This window comes from Streptomyces rhizosphaerihabitans (assembly GCF_025399795.1).
Taxonomy (GTDB): Bacteria; Actinomycetota; Actinomycetes; order Streptomycetales; family Streptomycetaceae; genus Streptomyces; species Streptomyces rhizosphaerihabitans.
Map to the genome: position 1 here is coordinate 54657 of NZ_JAODTZ010000033.1, position 20689 is coordinate 75345.

Sequence of the window (20689 nt, forward strand, 5' to 3'; positions counted from 1 at the left end):
CTCCCCTAGCCGAGCTCTTTGTCCAGCAGCGCGAGAAGGTCTCCCGCCGAGGCCGAACTGATCTGGTCGACGATGGCGACCGGTGATCCGGCGCTCACCAGCGAACGGACTCGGCCCTGCAGCTCGCCGAGCAGAGTGGAAATGGTGGCCTTGTCGTTCTCCGCGAGTTCGAGGAACGCGTCCTCGAGCCGGGCGCCCAGTTGCTCGATCTCCTTGGCCAGGCGATCGGTGGGCGATTCGGGGCCGGGACCGGGGCCGGGGTTGATACCGGCGCTGAGGAACTGGGCGAGGGCGCTCGGGTTCGGGTGGTCGAAGACGAGCGTGGCGGGCAGTTTCAGGCCGGTCACCGCCGCCAGCTTGTTCCGCAGTTCCAGCGCGGTGAGCGAGTCGATGCCCAGTTCCTTGAACGCCGCGGCGGGCGCGATCCGGGCGGGGTCGGCGTGGCCGAGGACGGTCGCGGTCTGCGCCCGTACGGCGTCCAGGAGCACCGCCTCGGCGTCGGCCGGCGCCAGCGACCTCACCTGCTGGGCGAGGTCGATGCCGGCGGGCTCCGGGCCCGCCGGGCCGCCGGGTGCCGGGGTCAGGCCGCGCAGGAGCGGCGAGAGCGTGTGTCCGGCGGCGGGGGCGCCCGGTGCCGGGAGGTTCAGGCGCACGGGCACCAGCACCGGTTCGTCCGCGAAGATCGCCGCGTCGAAGAGCGCGAGGCCCTCCTGGGACGACATCGGCAGCACGCCCTGGCGTTGCAGGCGTACGACGTCCGCGTCGCCGATGTCGGCGCTCATCTCGCTGCGCTCGGCCCAAAAGCCCCAGCACAGTGAGGTGGCGGGCAGTCCCTGGGTGTGGCGGGCTTCGGCGAGTGCGTCGAGGAAGGCGTTGGCCGCCGCGTAGTTGGCCTGCCCGGCCGTTCCGAGCACACCGGCGATCGAGGAGAACAGCACGAACGCGGACAGGTCCAGCTGCGCGGTCAGTTCGTGCAGGTGCCAGGCACCGTGTGCCTTCGGCGCGAGCACCGCGTCCACGCGGTCCTCGGTCAGCGCCTCGACGACGCCGTCGTCCAGCACGGCCGCGCAGTGGATCACCGCGGTCAGCGGGTGCTCGGAGGGCACCGCGGCGATGAGTGCGGCGACGGCGTCCCGGCTGGTGATGTCGCAGGCCACGATCTCGGCCTGCGCCCCCGCCCCGGTCAATTCCTCGCGCAGTGCCGCCGCGGCCGGGGCCGCCGGCCCCCGCCTGCTGGTCAGTACCAGTCGGCGCACGCCGTGCCGCTGAACGAGGTGGCGGGCGAGCAGCGCGCCCAGGCCGCTGGTGCCGCCGGTGATCAGCACGGTCCCGGTCCCGAGGGCGGGACCGTCCGGTGCCTCGCCGAGGGGCCCGCGGCCGGCCCACGCGCCGTGGGCGTGGGCCAGTCGGGGGGTGCTGACGGTGCCGGCCCGGATCTTGAGCTGGGCCTCTGCGGTTGCGGCCGCCGCCGGGAGAAGGGCCCGCGAGGCGGGCTGGTCGTCGGTGTCCACGAGGGTGAAGCGGCCCGGGTTCTCGGTCTGCGCGGTGCGCACGAATCCCCAGACCGCGGCTGCCGCGGGGTCGGTGCGGGGAACGTGTTCGTCGCGGATCGCCTGCCGCGTCACGACGACCAGGCGCGAGGCGGAGAACCGGTCGTCGGCGAGCCAGTCCTTCGTCCACCGCAGCACCCGGTGGAGGTTGCGCTCGAGGGCGGCGGGTGTGTCGCCGCCGTCCGCGCGGTCGACGGCGGCGATGACGACGGGGGGTATCTCCCCGCCGGAGGCGGCGAGTTCCTCAAGGCCGGCGAAGAGCGCCTCGCCCGGTCCCGGGGATGCGGCGTGCGTGTCGGGTGTGCCCAGTACCGCGTACCGGCCGGTGGCGTGGCCGCTGGGGACGGGGAGGGGGACCCAGTCGATCCGGAACAGCGCGTCCTTGTGGTCGAAGCTGAGCTCGGTCAGCTTCTCGACGTCCGCGGGCCGCAGGCTCAGCGAGGCGACGGAGCCGACGGGTGCTCCGTTCTGGTCCGCGAGAGTCATGGACAGCGCGTTCTCGCCCGCGGGGGCGAGAGCGACGCGCAGCGCGGTCGGCCGGGCGGAGCCGATGCGCAGTCCTGTGCAGCGGAACGGCAGCCAGCCCTCGGGCCGGGCGTTGTCGGCGAACCGGCCCAGGCCGGCCGGGAGGAGCGCGGCGTGCAGCAGCGCGGGGTGGATCCGGAAGCGGCCCTGGTCCGCGCCGTCGGGTGCGGGCAGTTCCACCTCGGCGAACAGGGTGTCGCCCTGGCGCCACACCTGCTTCAGGCCGCGCAGCAGGGGCCCGTGGCTGAAGCCGAGGGCGGCCAGCCTGGTGTATTCGTCCTCGAAGGGCACGGCGGCCGCGCCCGCGGGAGGCCACGCGGTGAGGTCTGTCCGTCCGCGGGTTCCCGTGGTGCCGGATCCGGCGACGCCGACGGCGTTGCGTGTCCACTCGGCTTCGCCCTCGCCCCGTGAGTGCACGCTGATCACCTGCTTGGGGTCGACCACGACGCGGATCTCGCGGTCGGCCGTCCGGGACAGCACGAGCGGTGTTTCCAGGGTGAGTTCGTCGACTCCGTCGCAGCCCGCCTTGTGGGCCGCCCACAGCGCCAGTTCCGCCAACACCGTGGCCGGGGCCAGGACGGCGCCGTGGACCACCTGTTCGGCGAGCCACGGGTGGCGCTCCAGCGACAGGCGCCCGCCGGCCACCACGCCGCCGTGCTCCCCGTCGTCGGGCAGATCGATCACGGCGTCGAGCAGCGGGTGGTCCGAGGTGCTCGCGGTGGTGGTCTCGTCGGGGGTGTCCAGCCAGTAGCGCTTGCGCTGGAAGGCGTACGTGGGCAGCTCGACCCACCGGCCGCCGTCCTGGCCCGGGAAGGCCGCCTGCCACGACACGTCGGCGCCGGCCACGAAGGCCTCGGCCGCCGACTGGTACAGCCGGGTGAGGCCGCCCTCGCCGCGGCGCAGCGAGCCCACCGCGAATCCGGCGGCGCCGGGGGTGGTGTCGATCATCTCCTGGATGTTCATCACGAGCAGCGGGTGCGGGCTGACCTCGATGACCGCGCTGTGCTGGTGTTCGATGATGCGGGTCATGGCGGTCTCGAACCGGACCGGTTCGCGCAGGTTGCGGAACCAGTAGGGGGTGGCGAGTTCGGCGGGGTCGATGAGGTCGCCGGTCACGGTCGAGTAGATCGCCACCGGCGTGGGCGCGGGGGTGATGCGGCCCAGTTCGTCCTGGAGGCGGTCCTTGAACCGGTCCATGAGCGGGGAGTGCCCGGGGACGCTGGAGGGGATCAGCCGTGCGCGGGCGCCCTCGGCTTCGCAGACCGCGACCAGTTCCCCGACCGCGGTGGCCTCGCCCGAGACCGTCGTCGAGTTCGGTCCGTTGACGGCGGCGATCACGACCCGGCCGTTCCAGCGCTTGAGCAGTTCCCGCACCCGGCGTTCGGGCAGCAGGATCCCGGCCATGCTGCCCTGTCCGGCGACGGTGGCCAGCATGCGGGAGCGCAGGGCGACGATCTTGGCCGCGTCCGGCAGGGTCAGGGCGCCCGCGACGCAGGCCGCGGCGATCTCGCCCTGGGAGTGGCCGATCACGGCGTCCGGTGTCACGCCCAGCGAGCGCCACACCCGCGCCAGGGACACCATCACCGCGAACAGCACCGGCTGGACGACGTCGACGTCGTCGAGGTCCGCCGCCCGCGGTCCCGCGCACACGGTGTCGATCAGCGACCAGGACACCCATGGCTCCAGCGCCTGGGCGCAGGCGCGCATCTGCTCGGCGAACACCGGGGAGGACTCCATGAGTTCGCGTCCCATCGCGATCCACTGGGAGCCCTGGCCCGGGAACACGAACACCGTCCGGTCCACCGGCCCGGCGAGGCCGGACACCGTACGGGCGGGACCGTTCTCGTCGCCGGCGGCGACGGCCAGGCCGGCGAGCAGTTCGTCCCGGCCGGCGCCGATCACCACCTGGCGGTGCTCGAACAGCGATCGTGTCGTCACCAGCGAGTACCCCACGGCCGCGGCCGGCAGGTCCGCGTCGGCGGCCACGCTGTCCCGCAGCCGCCGTGCCTGCTCCCGCAGCGCATGCTCCGACCGCGCCGACAGCACCCACGGCACCGCCGAGGGAGCGCCGTTGGGCACCTGGCCGGCGGCGGAGCCGGCGCCCGCGCGGGCCGGGGCGTCCTGCTCCTCGGGGGCCTGCTGAAGGGTCCCGGGTGCCTGTTCGGGGGTCTTGGCTGTCTGCTCTACGGTCTCGGGGGCCTGTTCGAGGATCAGGTGCGCGTTGGTGCCGCTGATGCCGAAGGACGACACGCCCGCGCGCCGGGGCCGTCCCGCGCTGGTCCACTGCCTGTTCTCGGTGAGCAGTTCCACCGCTCCGGCCGACCAGTCGACGTGGCTCGAGGGGCGGTCCACGTGCAGCGTCCTGGGCAGCACTCCGTGCCGCATCGCCATGATCATTTTGATGATGCCGCCGACGCCGGCGGCGGCCTGCGTGTGGCCGATGTTCGACTTCAGCGACCCCAGCCACAGCGGGCTGTGCGGGTCCCGGTCCTGGCCGTAGGTGGCCAGCAGCGCCTGCGCCTCCATGGGGTCGCCCAGCTTCGTGCCGGTGCCGTGCGCCTCCACCGCGTCGACCTCGCCGGCCGACAGCCCGGCATCGGCCAGGGCTGCCCGGACGACCCGCTGCTGCGCCGGTTCGCTGGGCGCGCTCAGCCCGTTGGACGCCCCGTCCTGGTTGATCGCCGAGCCGCGGATCACCGCCCAGATCCGGTGCCCGCCGCGCCGGGCGTCCGAGAGCCGCTCCAGGACCAGCACGCCCGCGCCCTCGGAGAAGCCGGTGCCGTCGGCCGCCTCGGCGAACGCCTTGCACCGCCCGTCAACCGACAGGCCGCGCTGGCGGGCGAGTTCCACGAACATCCCCGGGGTCGGCAGCGTCGACACCCCGCCGGCCAGTGCCAGCGTGCACTCCCCCGACCGCAGGGAGCGCACGGCCTGGTGGACGGCGACGAGCGAGGAGGAACAGGCGGTGTCGGTCGACACCGCCGGGCCCTCCAGGCCCAGCACGTAGGCCACCCGGCCCGAGGCCACGCTGTTGTACTTCCCCGTGATCGCGAAGCCCTCCACCTCGCCGCCCGCCCCGCCGCCCATCCGCGGGCCGTAGTCGACGGCGTAGATCCCGGTGAACACCCCGGTCGCCGAACCCCGCAGGGCGGCCGGGTCGATGCCCGCCCGTTCCAGCGCCTCCCACGACGTCTCCAGCATCAGCCGCTGCTGCGGGTCCATCGCCAGCGCCTCGCGCGGGCTGATGCCGAAGAACGGCGCGTCGAACTCCGCGAGATCCGGCAGGAAGCCGCCCGAGCGGGTGTACGTCCTGCCGTGCGCCTCGGGATCCGGGTCGTACAGCGCCTCCACGTCCCAGCCGCGGTCCAGCGGGAAGGGGCCCATCGCGTCCACACCGCCGGACACGACGTCCCACAGCCCTTCGGGGGACGTCACCCCGCCCGGGAAGCGGCACCCCACGCCCACGACCGCGATGGGCTCGCGCGCGGACTCCTCCAGCTCGCGCACCCGCTCACGCAGCTCCTGCGCATCGCCGACGGCGCGTCGCAAGTAGGACCGGAGCTTGTCGACATCCTCCACCAGGGCCTCCCCCAACAGTTGACCGGAAGAACAGGTGCGGCTACACGTATCCGCGGTCGATCAATGCGTACAGGTCGTCATCGGTGCGGCTTTCCGCACTCGGTTCCTCCACCGTTTCCGCGGCCTTCGGCGCCTGCGGCTCCAGGAGGGAGAAGAGGTGGCGCCCGAGCCGGTGCGGAGTGGGGTGGGCGAACGCGACGGTGGCCGGGAGCCGTACCCCGGCCGCCGCGGCGAGCCGGTTGCGCAGCCCCACCGCCATCGAGGAGTCGAACCCCAGCTGCTTGAAGGTCTCGGTCGAGCGTGCCGCGAGAGCGGCGGCCGTCAGCTCCGGGTGCTTGGCGCCCAGCAGCGCCGCCGTCTCGGCGTACACGAGATGCAGGACAGCCGACGGCGAACCCAGGTCCGCCGCCCTGGTGCCGGCGCCCCCGCCGTTCGCCCCCGCGGCGGGCCCCGTGTCCGGGGCGCCGGTGCCGGCGAGCGCGCTCAGCCAGTACCGCCGGTGCTGGAAGGGGTAGGTGGGCAGGGCGGTTCGGTGCGGCCGTCCGGCGGCGAACACCGTCGTCCAGTCCGCCGGGACCCCGCGCACGTGCAGTTCGGCCAGCGACTGAAGGACCGTGCCCGCGCTGCCGTCGTGCTTGTTCAGGGTGCTCACCACGACCGGCGGAGTGGCCAGCGTGTCGGCGGCCTCCTCCATCGCCACCTGGAGCACGGGGTGCGGGCTGACTTCGACGAAGACACCGCCGCCCTCGCGCATCAGGCCTTCGACGACCTCGCCGAAACGCACCATCGAGCGCAGGTTGTCGTACCAGTACGAGCCGTCGAGCACCCGGGTGTCGAGCGGTTCCCCGGTGACCGTGGAGTGGAACGTCACCCCCGATTGCCTGGGCGTGACACCCGCGGTGTCCGCGAGCACCCGCTCACGGATGCGTTCGACGTGGTGGGAGTGCGACGCGTAGTCGACCTTGATCCGCCGGACCCGGACACCGTCGTCGGCGGCCAGCACGGCGAACTGCTCCAGCGCCTCGTCGTCCCCGGAGATCACCACCGACGCCGGTCCGTTGACCGCGGCCGCGGAGAGCCGCCCGGACCACCGCTCCAGCCGGTCCTCGACCCAGCCCAGGGGCGCGGCCACCGCGCTCATCCCGCCCAGGCCGGCCAGATCGGTCAGGGCCCGGCTGCGCAGGGCGACGATCCGTGCCGCGTCCTCGACCGAGAGTGCGCCCGACACGCAGGCCGCGGCGATCTCGCCCTGCGAGTGCCCCACCACGGCGTCGGGGACCACTCCCAGCGAGCGCCACACCTGTGCCAGCGAGACCATCATCGCGAACAGCGCCGGCTGGACGACGTCCACCCGCTCCAGCGACGCGGCCGACGGTGCGCCGCTCACCACGTCCACCAGGGACCAGTCGGTCCACGGCGCCAGCGCCCGCGCGCAGTCGTCGATCGAGCGCGCGAAGACCGGCGACTGCGCGTACAGCTGCCTGCCCATGCCCGGCCACTGCGAGCCCTGGCCGGGGAACACGAAGACGACCGGGCCCGCCGATTTCGTGGCCACGCCGCGGACCGCCCGTGCCCCGTCGCCGCCCGCCGCCAGCAGGCCGAGGCCCGCCAGCGCCTCGGCGCGGTCACCGGCGAGCACCACCGCCCGGTGCTCGAACAAGGACCGCGTCGACACCAGCGCATGCCCCACGTCCGTCGCCGGCAGCGACGCGTCGGCGGCCACGAGGTCCCGCAGCCGTGCCGCCTGCTCCCGCAGGGCCGGCTCCGAGCGCGCCGACAGCACCCACGGCACCACCTGGCAGACATCCGCCAGGGCCGGGTCCTCGTCCGCGGTTCGGGGTTCCGTCCGCTCCTGGGGGGCCTGTTCGAGGATCACGTGCGCGTTGGTGCCGCCCATGCCGAACGCCGACACCCCGGCCCGTCGCGGCCGGCCCGGCTCGCCGGGCCAGGGCCGCGCGGCCCGCAGGACTTCGAAGTCCTCCTGGAAGGCGGGGATGGCGGGGTTGGGCGAGCGGAAGTTCAGGCTCGGGACCAGCTGGGCGTGCTCCACACAGAGCGCGGCCTTGACGAAGCCGACGATCCCCGCGGCCGGCTCCAGGTGCCCGACGTTCGTCTTGACCGAGCCGATCGCCAGCCGGCGGCTGCGGCCGCTCTCCCGGAACACCTCGCGCAGGCCCGCTGTCTCGGCCGGGTCGCCGAGCCGGGTGCCGGTGCCGTGGGCCTCGACGTAGTCGACGCCGTCGAACGCGAGGGCCGCGCCCTGCAGAGCGGACAGCACGGCCGCCGCCTGCCCGCCGGGGCTGGGGTCCGGCATCCGGGTGGACGCCCCGCCGCCGGCGACGCCCCAGCCGCGGACCACCGCGTAGATGTGATCGCCGTCGGCGACGGCGAGGTCGAGCCGCTTCAGCAGGACGAACGCCCCGCCCTCGCCCCGGGCGAAACCGCTCGCGCGTTCGTCGAAGGTGAAGCAGCGGCCGTCGGGCGACAGGGCGCCCAGGTTCGCCAGGCCGCTTCCCGCCTCCGGATCGACGATCAGGTGCACACCGCCCGCGATCGCCATGTCGACGGCGCCGGACCGTATCCGCTCGCACGTCAGCGCCAGCGAGACGAGGGAGGAGGACTGCCCCGAGTCCGCGCAGAAACTCATGCCGCGGACGTCCAGCAGGCTGGAGATCCGGTTCGCGATCAGCGCACCGCTGGAGCCGAGCGCGGCGTAGTGGTCGTCCCTGTCGCTGCCGGACAGCTTGCGCAGCAGCTCGTACCCGGAGGGCGCGGCGCCGACCACGACATCGATCGCGCGGCCCGCGAGCGCGGCCGCCGGGACGCGGGCGTCCTCGACGGCCTCCCAGGCGAGTTCCAGTCCCAGCCGCTGCACGGGGTCCATGGCGGCCGCCTCGGCCGGCCCCGCCGCGAAGAAGTCGGCGTCGAACCCGTCGATCGAGTCGAAGAAGGAACCCGCGTTCAAGGTGGCCGCGTCCGGGTGCGACAGGTAGGTCGTGTTCGCGTCGGCCGCCCGCTGCTCGGGGAACGTGGCCAGGGTCGACCTCCCCTCCATCAGCAGGCGCCAGAACTCGGCCGGGCCGTGGACACCGGGGAAGCGGCACGACATCCCGATGACGGCGATATCGGCGGCTGCGCCGTTCATACGCGTTTCCTTCCGGTTCCGGTTCCCTCGGTGTACGGCTCTTGACGGCGCTGGTACGGCTCCTGGCGGCGCTGCCCGCGGCTCACAGCCAACGGGTCAGCAGCTTGCGCAGCTCGTCGGGGGCGTCCATGAAGTCGTAGTGGCCGCCGTCGACCACCCGGAACTCGACCGAGTCCGCGTACCGGCGCCACCCCTGGAGGTCACCGAGGCCCACGTCCGGGTCGTCGCGCCAGTGCAGGACGACCAGCGGGCAGTCCACCGCGACCGGCTTCTCGCGCCGGTAGGCGCCCGCGGCCGCGTGGTCACGCAGCAGCACCATGAGGCCCAGGTCGACCATGTCCGGCCGGGGCTCGATGCCCCGGCCGCGGACGAACGACTCCACCTCGGCGCGCAGTTCGGGCTCGGTCATGGTGAGCATCCGGTCGCGCGAGGCGTCGTGCGGGGCCGGCTGGCCGGACACGAACAGGCAGTCGGGTGTGGGCAGGCCGAGTTCGGCGAGCCTGAGCACGGTCTCGTAGGCGGGCAGCGCACCCGCGCAGTGCCCGAAGAACGCGAACGGCCGGTCGAGCAGCGGCGCCAGGGACTCGGCCAGGTGCGCGGCGAGGTTCTCGTAGGTGCCGTAGTGGGGATGGCCCAGCCGGTTCTCGCGGCCGGGGAACTGCACCGGGCAGACCTCGACGTCGTCGATCGCGGCCGGCCAGGCGCTGAAGGCCGAGGCCCCGGACCCGGAGAAGGGGAAGCAGAACATCCGGGCCAGGTGGTCGGCGGACGGCGGCCGGACGAACCACGGCGACGCGGTGGTGGTGGAGCCGGAGGTCATGGCGTGTGTCGTTTCTGGGCGACGATGGGGAGGTGGGTCATCCCGGCGATGAAGTACGACCGCAGGTGCTGCGGTTCGCCGGCGAGGTCGATCGACGCGAACCGCTGGAGCAGTTCCTCGAAGAAGACGCGCAGGGTCAGCCGGGCCAGCGGTGCCCCGATGCAGAAGTGCGGCCCGAACCCGAACGCGACCTGGCGCTTGGCGTTGGCGCGCGTGATGTCGAACGTGTGCGGATCGGGGAACTGGGACGCGTCCCGGTTGGCCGACCCGATCCACGCCACGACCGCCCCGCGGGCCGGGATCGTGCCCCCGCCGATGGAGACGTCGTCCACCGCGTACCGCATGAAGTTGCACGCGGCCGACGACCAGCGCAGCCCCTCCTCGACCAGGTTCGGGATCAGCGACGGATCGGCCTGCGCCTTCTCGAACTGCTCGGGCCGCTCGATGAGCGCCTGCACGGTGCCCGCGACGGTGTGCGGCGTCGTCACATTGGCGCCCAGCAGAATGCTGTAGCCGTCGAGGGCGATCTCCTCGTCGGTCAGCGGCGCGCCTCCCGGGCGCACGCTCATGAGGTGGTCGAGCAGGCTGTCGTCCCCGCCTCCGCTCGCCCGGCGCCGTTTGACCCAGTCGGTGACGTAGGTGACGAGTTCGTGGTGGGAGATGGCCAGCGTCGCGGCCTCACTGCCCTGCTGGAAGTGCGGGTCCGAGGGAGCCGTCACCATCGCGGTCAGCTCGACGAGTTCTTCCCAGTCCTTCTCCGGGATCCCCAGCAGCGGGCCCGTGACGATCGCCGGGAGGAGCAGCGCCCGCTCGGCCAGGTCGAAGGTGTCGCCGTCCAGGGCCGGTTCGAGGAAGCGGACGATCGACCGCCGGATCGAGTCCTCCCAGGACCTCACCGCCCGCGCGGTGAGCTTGGAGCCGACCGGCCTGCGGACCTCGGTGTGCCGCGGCGGATCGGTGGATGTCAGCAGCTTGCCCGCCGCGACGTCGTCCTCCCCCAGGTGGGTGACCACCGTGCCGCGCTCCGAGGTGAACTCCCGGTGGTCGCCGAGCACGCGGCACACGTCCTCGTAGCGGGTCACCGACCAGAACTCCCGGCCGTCCGCGAGGACTTGGCGGTGCAGGGGTGCCTTGGCCCGCATCACGTCCCAGACCGGGTGCGGATCGCCCGAGGTGTACAGGTCCAGGTCGAACAGGTCGACGGTGTCGAGGTCGACGTCGCGCCCGGGACCCGGCGTCAACCTCACGTCGCGGCCCTCCCCTGCTCGATCAGCTCGGCGACCCGGGTCGGGGTCTGTGCCAGGTAGAAGTCGCGCACGGACAGCTGGACGCCGTATTTCTGCGACACCCGCTCGATGATCTTTATGCCGATCAGCGAATTGCCGCCGAGCGCGAAGAAGTCGTCCTCCGAGCCGACCTCACGGCCGGTGAAGTGTTCCCCCCACAGAGCCGAGATCTCCTGCGCCAGCGACACCGGCTCACCCGACGGCGCGACCTGTCGTTCCGACGCCTCGTCCTGTCCACCTCGCCGGTGGACCTGCGGCAACGATTCCATGGCCAGCCTTTCCTTCCTCTGTCGAACGGGAAATGCCCGCCCACGCCATTTCCGGTCCCCTGTCCGGACCGTCACCGCCATTACGGTCAATACGGCCACCACGGTCATCACGGCCGCCACGGCCGCCAGGGCCACTGGGGCTCTTTCCGCTGTTCCGCCGTTGAGGCACATCCTTTGAACGGCGGCGAATGGAGGCTTCCCGGCCGAACCGGGGCGGCAGGCCGGCCGCTCCAGGTACCGATGGAATCGTGCCGCCCCGGAAAGAACATCCGGATGTTCGCGAATTTCGCCGGTCGGCGCCGTGCAGGTACGGGACGAAGCTAAAGCTCGACTGCGGATCGCGGAAGGCGGAACACGGTCAGGCCCTTCGGACAAGGACACCTTCGCGGTCGCCGCCGGCAGCATTCGACATGTGCGTCAAAAGCCATCGCGACGCCAAGGTAGTCGGCCGGGAAAACGCCGTGCAAGAGATGACAGCGCGGACAGCGCGAACACCCTGCCGGGCACCCGTTGTCCCGCCGACAGGACAGCAACGGCCTCTCGCGATCCCGCCCCGGGTACGGACACGGGCTCGGGTACAGGTCAGGTACGGACTCGGGCTCGGGTGACAGGCGGCTGCCGGCCGCCCTTGCAGCGGCAGGCGGTGACCGGCGCGGGGCGGGCACAACACCCTGGACCGCAGGCACCGCGCCGCCGGTGCACCCGCCGCCTTCGCCGTCACCGCGAACACCGGCCCACTCCCCCGGGAACGGACCGGAAATACTCCATGCGGACGCCCGCACTCTCCGGCGATCACCCGCATTGCACGGCCGGCCCGCGACGTTCCCGGACGACCCGGGGCCGTACCGCCTCGCGAACACTCACGTCATTGCCATACGCATCTCCGCAGAATTACGGTGACGACCGGGAAGAACGCCCAGCAGTTTCCGGGTGCGTCAAAAATCATATGCTGGAGGGGATTTCCTTGCTCAAGTCCTCGCTCAAGTCGCAACGGCTTGCGGTGCTGCCCATCAACTCGTACGACCTGGATTCCGAGTTGGCCGTCCTGGACCGGCACGAGTACGGCGGCGAGTACGACACCTTCACCTTCGGGTCGTGGTCGTCCCATGTCCTGGCCAACGGAACCGGCGCCGATTCCGACACCGCCTTCCGCCCTCACGAGGGCAGCCTGACCCTCACCGAACTGGGCAAGCAGCTGCCGAACATCATGTCCCTGGTGACCGGGCACTTCCCCCTGGACCGGCTGCAGTGGGTGCGCGTCTTCAGCCTCCGTGACGGAATCATCTCCCCGCACGTGGACTTCCTCGAATGGGCCAAGCCGGGCCTGCGGGTGCAGGTTCCGCTGCGCACCAGCGAGGAAGCCCTGCATTCCGAGAACGACACCGTCTATCACATACGCCGCGGTGAGGTGTGGAAGATCCACTCGACCGACCCCCACTCCGCGCGCAGCACCGCCCAGACCGCCCGGCTGTCCCTCTGCCTCGACTTCGCGGACGCCGATGAGCCCCTGGCGATCCGCAACGACGTTCCCGCGACCGAGCCGATCAGCGTCCCCGACCGGCCCGAGGTGAGCGCGGCGGAGCTCGAGGAACTCATCGACTCCGGACGGAACTTCACCCCACAGACCATGCGTGCCGACTTCCGCCGCTTCGCCGCGGTCCACTTCGAGCGGCGCGCTCATGCCACCGCGGCGTTCGACTGGTACCTGGAGGCCGCGCGGCGCAGCGGCGACGAGGACATGGTCGCCAAGGCCCAGGCCTTCCGCACGTACTGCATCGAGAAGCGCGGCGACGGCGAGGCGTTCGACTGGTGAAGCACGGCGGGACACCCCGGTCCCGCATGCGGTGCAACGGCCCGACCGGCGGGTGGAATTCGAAGACAAGCAGCCCGAGTTCGACAGTGCAGGCCGTCAACTCCCGCGGGCGCGCCGCACATTCGCTTCGCGCGCCGCGCATGCGCTTCGGGAGCGGCGTACGGTCCGGGACCGGAGGCTTTCACCCGCGCCGTCGCGGCCGGGGGCCGCGCCGGTCCGCCGGATCGTGCTCACCGGACGGTGACCTCTTGCTGTCCTTCGGTCCCCGCCACGCAACGGGCGGCTCCTACTCGCTGTGGACCGGCACCGCCTTTTCGAGGAGCGTGAACGACTTGGGCGCACCTCCTGGCTGCGGTTTGCCTGCTTTGTGGCCGACGACCTCGTATCCGGCGTTCAGGTAGTACGCGGTCAGACGGGCGTTGCCGGCCAGGCAGTCCAGGCGCACCCGTGTCCGCCCCGTCGCGGCCACGCGGCGCTCCGCGGCCTGCAGCAGCAGTCGCCCGGTCCCCGGCGGGACGCTGCCGTGATCCACCATCAGGCGGTGGACGTAACCGGCCACGGGCGGCTGTGCGCCCCAGGCGTCCTCGTCCTCCCACCACAACTCCCAGGCCCCGGCCAGAAGGCCTGCGGCCTCCGCGAGCCAGACCTCTCCGCTCGTCATGACGCGCCGGAAGTGGTCCTCGTCCAACTCGCCCGGCTGCCACTGGCCCTTGATGCCCTGAGCGAGCATCCAACGGGCGGCGTCGTCACGCAGGCGGACGACGGAGGGGAGGTCGGCGTGGGTGGCGAGACGAAAGCGTATGTCGTTCACATCGTGATCTTCACACGGAGGCGAACCGCCTCGGCTGTGCGGCCGCGCTTGCTCCGTACGGGTGGCCGCGCTTCGGCGTCCAGTCCGCGAGTAACGGCCCGATCCGGGCCCGCTGCGCATCGGTTGACGGCACACCCGGACCAACGACCGACCGATCCAGGCGGAACTGCCTGGTGGGCCGGGGTCCGCGACCCGGAACCTCCTACAAGATCTGGTACAACCCTGAGCCCGCCGAACGTGTCTCGTAGGTGCGGGCGACGCACTTGGGGCTCGTCGGCGCGTCCCCGGTGCCCACCGCGCCGGGGCGGGGCGCGAAAGGGACGACATGATCAGGCGAGTCCGGCTCGGCCGGGTGTATGCGGTGACGGCTGCCGTGCTGGGCGGAGGGCTGCTCCTGGCCCTGCTGGTGACGGACGGGTCCGGGGACACCCCGTGGGATCTCGAGGTGACGGGCGCCGCGCTCAAGGGCAGGAAGGGCGAGACCGTCACGGCCGGCCTGGCCCTGGACTTCCACGGTGCCGACGTCCAGGCCCAGTTGGACGCCGAGAACAGCGTCCCGTTCGCCCGTACCGAAGTGCAGTTCCCCGAGGGCGTGACCGTGCTGAGCACTCCGGAGCTCTGCAAGCTCGGCAACAGCACGACGCGAAAGCCCTTCTATCTGTGCGAATACGGCCTGTACACCAACAGCTTCGACATTCCCATGCTCCGGGACGGATTCCACGTCGCCTATCCCTTCAGGCTGCGGATCGACGACCCGTCCAGGCTCACCGGCGGCAGGATCCGTGTCGACGCCCCGGCGGAACGGCTGCGGGGCGACGCCGACCCTGAGAACAGCACCGCTTCCATCACCATCGAGGCCATCGGCGAAGCCGGCAGCTCCGCCGGCTCCGGCAGCTGGAGTACGACGGCATGGACCGCCACCGCGGGCGCCGGAGCCCTGGCGCTGACCGGGCTCCTCGCCGCCGGCCTCGTCCGGGCCCGTCGACGCACGCGCTGACACCACCCGGGCAACCCGCGACCACCTGGCGCAGGCGCGGCATCCGGGCGGTGGTCCCGGGCGCCGCGTGGCCGCGGGCTTGTCAGTGCCTTCCCTTACCGTCCCCGGCATGAAGCACTGGATACACCGCCCGCTCCCGCACCACGAGGAGACCAACGTCGTCTTCTTCCGGGGGACCTCTCTGGACGCGCTCACCCAAGGACTCCTCGACCAGCGGCGAAGGCCACTCGCGTACGGCAAGGGCGCCGAGTGGGGAGTGCTGATGCACGACATGTTCAGCTGGGACAGCGGTGACTGCGGCCTCACCGAATACGGGCGGTTGTGCCCGGCCGGCAGCGAGCTCGTCGTCTTCGAGACCGAACCGTGCATCGCCAAAGCCCACGGCCCCTCGTTCCAATACCTGCGCGATGGACGCCTGTTCGCCGGTTTCAGCTTCGAGACTCCGTACTACCGGGGAGGCGAGGAGCCCGACCTGCTGCTGCCCGCCCTCACGGCGGCGCGCCTGATCAGGCCCGCGGATCTCGGCAGAGACGACGACGAGGAGCGGATCGTGGAGACCATCACCGGATTCCTCTCCTTGCCCGAACTCGAAATGCCTTGACCGAGAACACTGAGCGGACTCGGTGAGATGGGGGGCTGCGTTCGGGGACAAGGCAGGGCGGAAAGGGGCTGCCCGCTGCCCGTGCGGGGGCAGCACGCTCCGGGGGCATCGGCGGTCGGAACGGGCTTGCGGTGCCTGTCAGGCGAGCCAGTGATACGGCAGTCGGAGGACGGCGGCCACCTTCGCGGCAACGACGCCGGCGTGGGCGGGAACGCCTTCCTCGGCGAGGCCGCGGGTCAGATGCAGATGCAGCGACTGCAGGGTCGCGAAGGTGTTGAACGCCCACGGCGGTACCGGGCCGTGACCACCGCCCTCCAGCGCCTCGGCGACCACGCTCAGCCACCCGGTTGCCTGCTCGGCCGGCAGACCGGGCGCCAGCAGGATGCGGCAGATCGCACGGGCCAGACGGGCATCCTCCAGCTGGACGTACCGGTAGTCGGCCGCAGCCGTCATCCGGCGGGCACACAGTTCCAGCAGCTCCGCGCGGCGGCCCGGCAACGCCTGCGCGAACGCCGCGGCCGCGTCAGCGCCATGGGCGACGGCGTGCAGCCAGCCCAGGGAGTCGTCCCAGCCACGGGTGTCGCACTCGGCGGGATACCAGGCGGCGAAGGGGACGTACCAACGCTCGGCGGCGGCTCCCGGCACAGCACCGGGCGCGGCCACCGCGCGCGCCAGCACGCATCGCAGGACGAGCGGCGCGAAGGTCCGCGCCTGGATCTCGGGATGGGTGAAGCGGTCCGCGGCCGTGTCCCCGAGGTCCTCCAGGACCTCGTCGAGACGGCCTTCACCGATCCAGCGCGCGGCGGCGGTGTACGCCTGGGCATCGCGGACCTCGGGGTCAGGGGAGACGAGCATGGCCGACAGTTCGTCGCTGAGCCGGGAGACCGGAACGCCTTCGGGAAAGGGGAAGCCGTCACCGGCGATCGACGACCAGGTGGAGTGATCCATGGGCATCGCGACACCCTAGTCACGGCCGTTGACGGTGTCCTGGTATCCGGCCACTCCGGTACCGGCTGTTGTTGCCGCGAGGACGGCGAGGTCGTGGGCTGTGTTCCTCCTCCGGGCCGGCCACCAAAGCCGGCGCGCCGTCGGCGAGCCGATGGTCCACCGCGGGTGGGCGGTGCACCATCGGCGGGTACGGCCGCGGTCAGCGCTTCGCGGTGCCTGCGCGCAGGCGGTCGATCATGTGCCGGGTCGTCTCGATCGGGCTCTCGTCGGGCAGGTCCCGCGAGCGCGGCGGCAGCGCCGCGTTGAGTGCGGCGACCTTGCCGTTCCACTCGTCCTGTCCGGCGAAGGAGATCGTCTCGCTGTCCTCGAAGACGGGGAACGGGCGGTAGCTGTTGAGGCCGGCGCTGTCGGTTCCGCGGACCAGCAGCGGGTCGAGGTAGATCCCGTCGCTGTGGATCCGGGTGGCCGTCGAGATGTAGCCGATGTCGAGCCCGCACCGCCGCTTGGCGGAGGTGTTCGCCTCCGAGTAGTGCAGCAGATGGGGGTGGTGGATCGAGATGTCACCCGGCTGGAGTTCGATGTCCACGACTCCGCGCTTGTCCACCCACTCCTGCACCAGTGTCTCGTCGGAGGCGGAGAACAGCATGTTGGGCTCGTCCGTGCGCACCGACGGCTTGTGCAGCGGCAGTTCGTGACTGCCGGGGATCATCCGCAGGCAGCCGTTCTCCGTGGTGCTCTCGTCGACGGCCAGCCACACCGTCAGCGCCTGCATGGGGCTCAGCGTCCAGTAGGCGCCGTCCTGGTGCCACAGCACGGGCTGTCCGTCGTAGGGGGGCTTGCAGATGTAGTGGGCGGTGAAGCATGCCAGGTCCGGGCCGAGGAAGAACTCCGCGATGTCCACCAGCCGGGAGTCGGAGACCAGGCGTGCCCAGAAGGCGTCGTTGCGGATCAGCGGGTGGTGGAAGTGCTCGGGACGCAGATCCGGATACTTACGGGTGAGCCAGTCGACGTGGGCGGACACCTCCTCGAGGAGATCCTGCGGCACGACGTTGCGGATGATGGAGAAGCCCTGCTCGGCGTATTCCGCCGCAGCCTTCTCCAGCACGCCATCGCCAAGTGTGGTCATGCGTCAGCTCCTTCTCAGGTGTCAGGTACCGCCGCGCGGAACGGGTTCGTGGAGCCGTCACGGTGTGCCGTCTGCCGGCTCCTGGAGTTCAGCCCCGGACATGTGGAGGTGGGGGTGGTCGAAGCAGAGTGTCGATGCGGCATCGCCCTGACAGGCAGCCGTGCCGGCCGGGCAGCGGCACGCGACGCGCTTCTTTCGCCCGACGGGCACGGTTGCGGTGGCTCGTCCGCGTGTACGGCTCGACGCTCGCGTCCGACAGCGATCCGCGGGGCCGGGTCAATCCGGCCAGTCGCGGCAGCAAGCCCCGGGCCTTCTCGCCGTTCCCCGGCAGTCCAATACTCTGTCCGCCGCGCAGGAGGGGTGTCAACGTCCCACCGGCCTCGGGGCTCTTTGCCGAGGCGGTCGGCGTGTCGGGAGCGCTCACGGGCTTCCGGCGTCGCCCGCGCTGCCCGCCGCACCGCCCGGGTCCGGGCGTCTCCGTCGTCCGGTGTTCGGCCGGAACTCGGCGTTCTCCGCAGCCCGTTGGGACTCCCGGTACGAGACGTTCCCGTCTGTCCCGTCCCTGAGCGAAGCCGCCGATCCGTCACCCGCCCGCGTTTCGCGGTGAGCGGGTGGCGAGATCGGCGACAAGGCGCCTGTCCCGTTGACGGGACAGGCACAGGGGCGCACCCCGGCCAGGCCTGTCGCCGACCGCCTCGACAGCTCATCGCCGTCCACCGCTCCAACCCGCGTCAAAACAGCGGGACATCAATGGGACCGTCCCCGAATCGCGGGGAGTTTCGTGTGCGGCCGCCGGCTCGTCGCCGGGGCCGGCATATCTCAACTGCCTCCGGCAGCCACGCTCTTCACGCTGGAGGGAAGAGCCAGATATTCTTGAGAACCCCCGACGAGGCGGCATTCGAGCGCCGTACCGGGCGCTGTTCTACGCGGCCACCAGTGCCGCACGAGTCCGATCTGCCTCTGTGCGGGCCGTGGCACCACGACACCCCTCGCGGAGCGCTGCCCTACCCAACCGACACCAGCTCAGGGCTGGGTTGTCCGGCGGATGAGGATGACGTGACTATGTCCATGGAAACAGGGCCGATTCGGCTGAGTATCAGCGACTTGCACGCGTCGGTCGACGATCCCGCACTCACCTCCATGACGCTGCTCAACGAGCTCGCGGGACGGTACCCGGAAGCAGTCTCGTTCTCGGCGGGCCGCCCGTTCGAAGGCTTCTACGACGTCGAGGCTCTGTCACGTCACCTCACGACGTTCAGGGGATATCTCGAAAAGGAAAAAGGACTTCCCGCAGAGCACGTGCGGCGCACCTTCTTCCAGTACGGCCGCACGAAAGGATTCATCCACGAACTCATAGCGCGCCAGCTCGAGATCGACGAGGGCTTCACGGTGGACCCGGAGAGCATCGTGGTGACCACCGGCTGCCAGGAGGCGATGGTGCTCCTGCTGCGCGCGCTCGTCCGGGACGCGCGCGACGTCATCCTGGCCGCGACGCCCAACTACGTCGGGTTCATCGGCGCGGCACGGGTGGCCGGCGCCCCCCTGCGCTCCGTGCGGGAGCACGAGGGCGGCATCGATCTCGCGGACCTGGAGCGGCAGATCGAGGCGGCACGGTGCGAGGGGCTTCGGCCACGCGCCTGTTACGTCGTCCCGGACTTCGCCAACCCGAGCGGCGCGAGCATGTCCCTGGCGGACCGGATCGCCCTGCTCGAACTGGCCGGGCGCGAGCAGATTCTCGTCATCGAGGACAACCCCTACTCCCTGTTCAGTTCCGGCGATTCGCCGCTGCCCATGCTCAAGGCCCTGGACGAGCGGCATCAGGTGATCCACCTGGGATCGTTCGCGAAATCCGCCTTCGCCGGCGCCCGGGTGGGCTACGTCATCGCGGACCAGCCCGTGACCGCGGCCGAAGAATCCTCCACGGCCCCCGTGCTCCTCGCCGACCATCTCGCCAAGCTGAAAAGCATGGTGACCCTCAACACCTCGACCGTCGCCCAGGCCGTCATCGGCGGATATCTCCTGGAGAACGGATGCAGCCTCAAGCGCGCCACCGCTCGCGAGGCCGCGGTCTACCGCCAGAACCTGGCTGTCACCCTGGACCGACTGAAGTCCGTCTTCCAACCGATACCGGGCATGCCGCAGGACGTCACGTGGAACACGCCGCAGGGCGGAATGTTCGTCGTCATCACCCTGCCGTTCCCGGCCGACGACGACATGCTCGAATACTCGGCCTCCAGATTCGGCGTCCTGTGGACCCCCATGCACCACTTCTACGGGGGCACGTCCGGATTCCACCAGGCCCGGCTCTCCTTCAGCGTGCTCACCCCCGACCAGATCGCCCTGGGCATCGACCGGCTGGGCAAACTCGTCCAGGACCAGCACGCCAAGCAACTCAGCGAACTCCCGCACGCTCCGGGCGACCACGTACTGCAGCCTCAGGGCATGTGACCGGTGACGGGTGAACCGGTGACGGCTGCCGGCTGTTGTCCGGTCATGCCGCGGTAACCGGTAATGGGGGATCCCCGGCCCCTGTCGGATCAGCGGGCCATCGCGCGGTCCATCTCACGGGCGCGCATGTCCAGCGCGCCGGCGACGGCGGCCGGCGTGGGCCGGGGGTTGCCGGGAACCTGTACGTCGTAGCGGGCTCCCCCACCTACGTGGCCGGCCTCCGGTTCGGGTATCACCACCTCGATGCCCGCCCGCCGCGCGAGCGCGACCGCGGTCGCCGCGAATCCCTCGGAGAGCGCGAGGATCACGGAGTGCCCCGTCCGGCAGTGCCAGGCCACCAGTCCGTGCACGAACTCCGCGTACAAGGCCGGTTCGACCTCGCGTGTGCCCGGGTCGCCCCAGTGCCTGCCCTGGCCGATTCCCGAGGGCAGTCCGAGCTCCGCCTCGAACACCTCGACCTGCCGCAGGAACAGACGGCCGGCACCGTTCGACGGGTTCCACAACGTCTCGTCGCCCAACTCGAAGTACATGCTCATCGCCGCTCCCCCTGCTCAACAGCCCCGGCACACGCTAGGGGACCGGACGGCCGGCGGGCACACGAGTAAAAGCCGGTGCGTGCTGGGCCAAGGCTCGTTGCTCCGGCACGCGAACCATCCGTCTTCGTCCGCGGCTTGAGCACGACTGCAAGGGCGACTCCGGCACGTACGCATGCGGGCGGCCCCCGAGCGCGATGGGTTCGGGGGCCGCCCGTTTGTGTGTCGCCGGTCAGGT

12 protein-coding genes and 1 pseudogene are annotated in these 20689 nt (G+C 71.5%); 4 read left to right on the forward strand and 9 right to left on the reverse strand.

Features of this window, described 5'->3' with window-relative positions; translation table 11 throughout:
* Nucleotides 1–5: 5 nt before the first annotated feature.
* The 5 genes and pseudogenes from N4G66_RS28550 to N4G66_RS28575 all read right to left on the reverse strand — a co-directional run.
* Nucleotides 6–5642 (reverse strand): annotated as a pseudogene (locus N4G66_RS28550) (SDR family NAD(P)-dependent oxidoreductase); the annotation flags it as partial.
* Between the two features lie 52 nt (nucleotides 5643–5694).
* Nucleotides 5695–8799, reverse strand: a complete 3105-nt coding sequence (locus tag N4G66_RS28560) for a type I polyketide synthase (RefSeq protein ID WP_261707110.1) — start codon at nucleotides 8797–8799, stop codon at nucleotides 5695–5697.
* Between the two features lie 82 nt (nucleotides 8800–8881).
* Nucleotides 8882–9619 (reverse strand): thioesterase II family protein, encoded by a 738-nt coding sequence (locus N4G66_RS28565; RefSeq protein WP_261707111.1) that lies wholly within the window; start codon nucleotides 9617–9619, stop codon nucleotides 8882–8884.
* The gene (locus N4G66_RS28570) at nucleotides 9616–10866 is read right to left on the reverse strand and encodes a cytochrome P450 (protein WP_261707112.1); all 1251 of its coding nucleotides are present in this window, start codon (nucleotides 10864–10866) and stop codon (nucleotides 9616–9618) included. Before N4G66_RS28570 ends, N4G66_RS28565 begins: the two co-directional genes overlap by 4 nt.
* Nucleotides 10863–11174 (reverse strand): phosphopantetheine-binding protein, encoded by a 312-nt coding sequence (locus tag N4G66_RS28575; RefSeq protein WP_261707113.1) that lies wholly within the window; start codon nucleotides 11172–11174, stop codon nucleotides 10863–10865. Before N4G66_RS28575 ends, N4G66_RS28570 begins: the two co-directional genes overlap by 4 nt.
* 964 nt (nucleotides 11175–12138) lie before the next feature.
* On the opposite strand from N4G66_RS28575, the gene N4G66_RS28580 reads away from it, so the two are divergent.
* The gene (locus N4G66_RS28580; protein ID WP_261707114.1) at nucleotides 12139–12987 is read left to right on the forward strand and encodes a putative nonproteinogenic amino acid hydroxylase; all 849 of its coding nucleotides are present in this window, start codon (nucleotides 12139–12141) and stop codon (nucleotides 12985–12987) included.
* Between the two features lie 286 nt (nucleotides 12988–13273).
* On the opposite strand, the gene N4G66_RS28585 is transcribed toward N4G66_RS28580, so the two are convergent.
* Nucleotides 13274–13798 carry a GNAT family N-acetyltransferase gene (locus N4G66_RS28585; protein WP_261707115.1) on the reverse strand — a complete coding sequence of 175 codons (525 nt, stop codon included), beginning with the start codon at nucleotides 13796–13798 and terminating at the stop codon, nucleotides 13274–13276.
* Between the two features lie 325 nt (nucleotides 13799–14123).
* Here N4G66_RS28585 and N4G66_RS28590 point away from each other — a divergent pair, with 325 nt between their 5' ends.
* Nucleotides 14124–14795 (forward strand): hypothetical protein, encoded by a 672-nt coding sequence (locus N4G66_RS28590; RefSeq protein WP_261707116.1) that lies wholly within the window; start codon nucleotides 14124–14126, stop codon nucleotides 14793–14795.
* 109 nt (nucleotides 14796–14904) lie between these two features.
* Nucleotides 14905–15396, forward strand: coding sequence for a hypothetical protein (locus tag N4G66_RS28595; RefSeq protein WP_261707117.1), 492 nt, complete (start codon nucleotides 14905–14907; stop codon nucleotides 15394–15396).
* Nucleotides 15397–15534: 138 nt separating this feature from the next.
* Here the strand turns inward: N4G66_RS28595 and N4G66_RS28600 are convergent, their stop codons facing one another.
* Nucleotides 15535–16350 carry a DUF2785 domain-containing protein gene (locus tag N4G66_RS28600; protein ID WP_261707118.1) on the reverse strand — a complete coding sequence of 272 codons (816 nt, stop codon included), beginning with the start codon at nucleotides 16348–16350 and terminating at the stop codon, nucleotides 15535–15537.
* 193 nt (nucleotides 16351–16543) lie between these two features.
* Complete coding sequence (locus N4G66_RS28605; RefSeq protein ID WP_261707119.1) at nucleotides 16544–17470, reverse strand: phytanoyl-CoA dioxygenase family protein; 927 nt, start codon at nucleotides 17468–17470, stop codon at nucleotides 16544–16546.
* Between the two features lie 1104 nt (nucleotides 17471–18574).
* Here N4G66_RS28605 and N4G66_RS28610 point away from each other — a divergent pair.
* A complete protein-coding gene (locus N4G66_RS28610; protein WP_261707120.1) occupies nucleotides 18575–19918 on the forward strand; it encodes an aminotransferase-like domain-containing protein in 1344 nt (447 codons plus the stop codon).
* Nucleotides 19919–20007: 89 nt separating this feature from the next.
* Here the strand turns inward: N4G66_RS28610 and N4G66_RS28615 are convergent, their stop codons facing one another.
* On the reverse strand, nucleotides 20008–20454 hold the full coding sequence (locus N4G66_RS28615) for a DUF6086 family protein (RefSeq protein WP_261707121.1): 447 nt from the start codon (nucleotides 20452–20454) through the stop codon (nucleotides 20008–20010).
* Nucleotides 20455–20689: the final 235 nt, after the last annotated feature.

What these genes read in the sequence shown, in the direction of transcription:
- N4G66_RS28560 (WP_261707110.1), bottom strand. Translation starts at nt 8,799, where the DNA reads ATGAACGGCGCAGCCGCCGATATCGCCGTCATCGGGATGTCGTGCCGC.
- N4G66_RS28565 (WP_261707111.1), bottom strand. Translation starts at nt 9,619, where the DNA reads ATGACCTCCGGCTCCACCACCACCGCGTCGCCGTGGTTCGTCCGGCCG.
- N4G66_RS28575 (WP_261707113.1), bottom strand. Translation starts at nt 11,174, where the DNA reads ATGGAATCGTTGCCGCAGGTCCACCGGCGAGGTGGACAGGACGAGGCG.
- N4G66_RS28590 (WP_261707116.1), top strand. Translation starts at nt 14,124, where the DNA reads ATGATCAGGCGAGTCCGGCTCGGCCGGGTGTATGCGGTGACGGCTGCC.
- N4G66_RS28595 (WP_261707117.1), top strand. Translation starts at nt 14,905, where the DNA reads ATGAAGCACTGGATACACCGCCCGCTCCCGCACCACGAGGAGACCAAC.
- N4G66_RS28600 (WP_261707118.1), bottom strand. Translation starts at nt 16,350, where the DNA reads ATGCCCATGGATCACTCCACCTGGTCGTCGATCGCCGGTGACGGCTTC.
- N4G66_RS28605 (WP_261707119.1), bottom strand. Translation starts at nt 17,470, where the DNA reads ATGACCACACTTGGCGATGGCGTGCTGGAGAAGGCTGCGGCGGAATAC.
- N4G66_RS28615 (WP_261707121.1), bottom strand. Translation starts at nt 20,454, where the DNA reads ATGAGCATGTACTTCGAGTTGGGCGACGAGACGTTGTGGAACCCGTCG.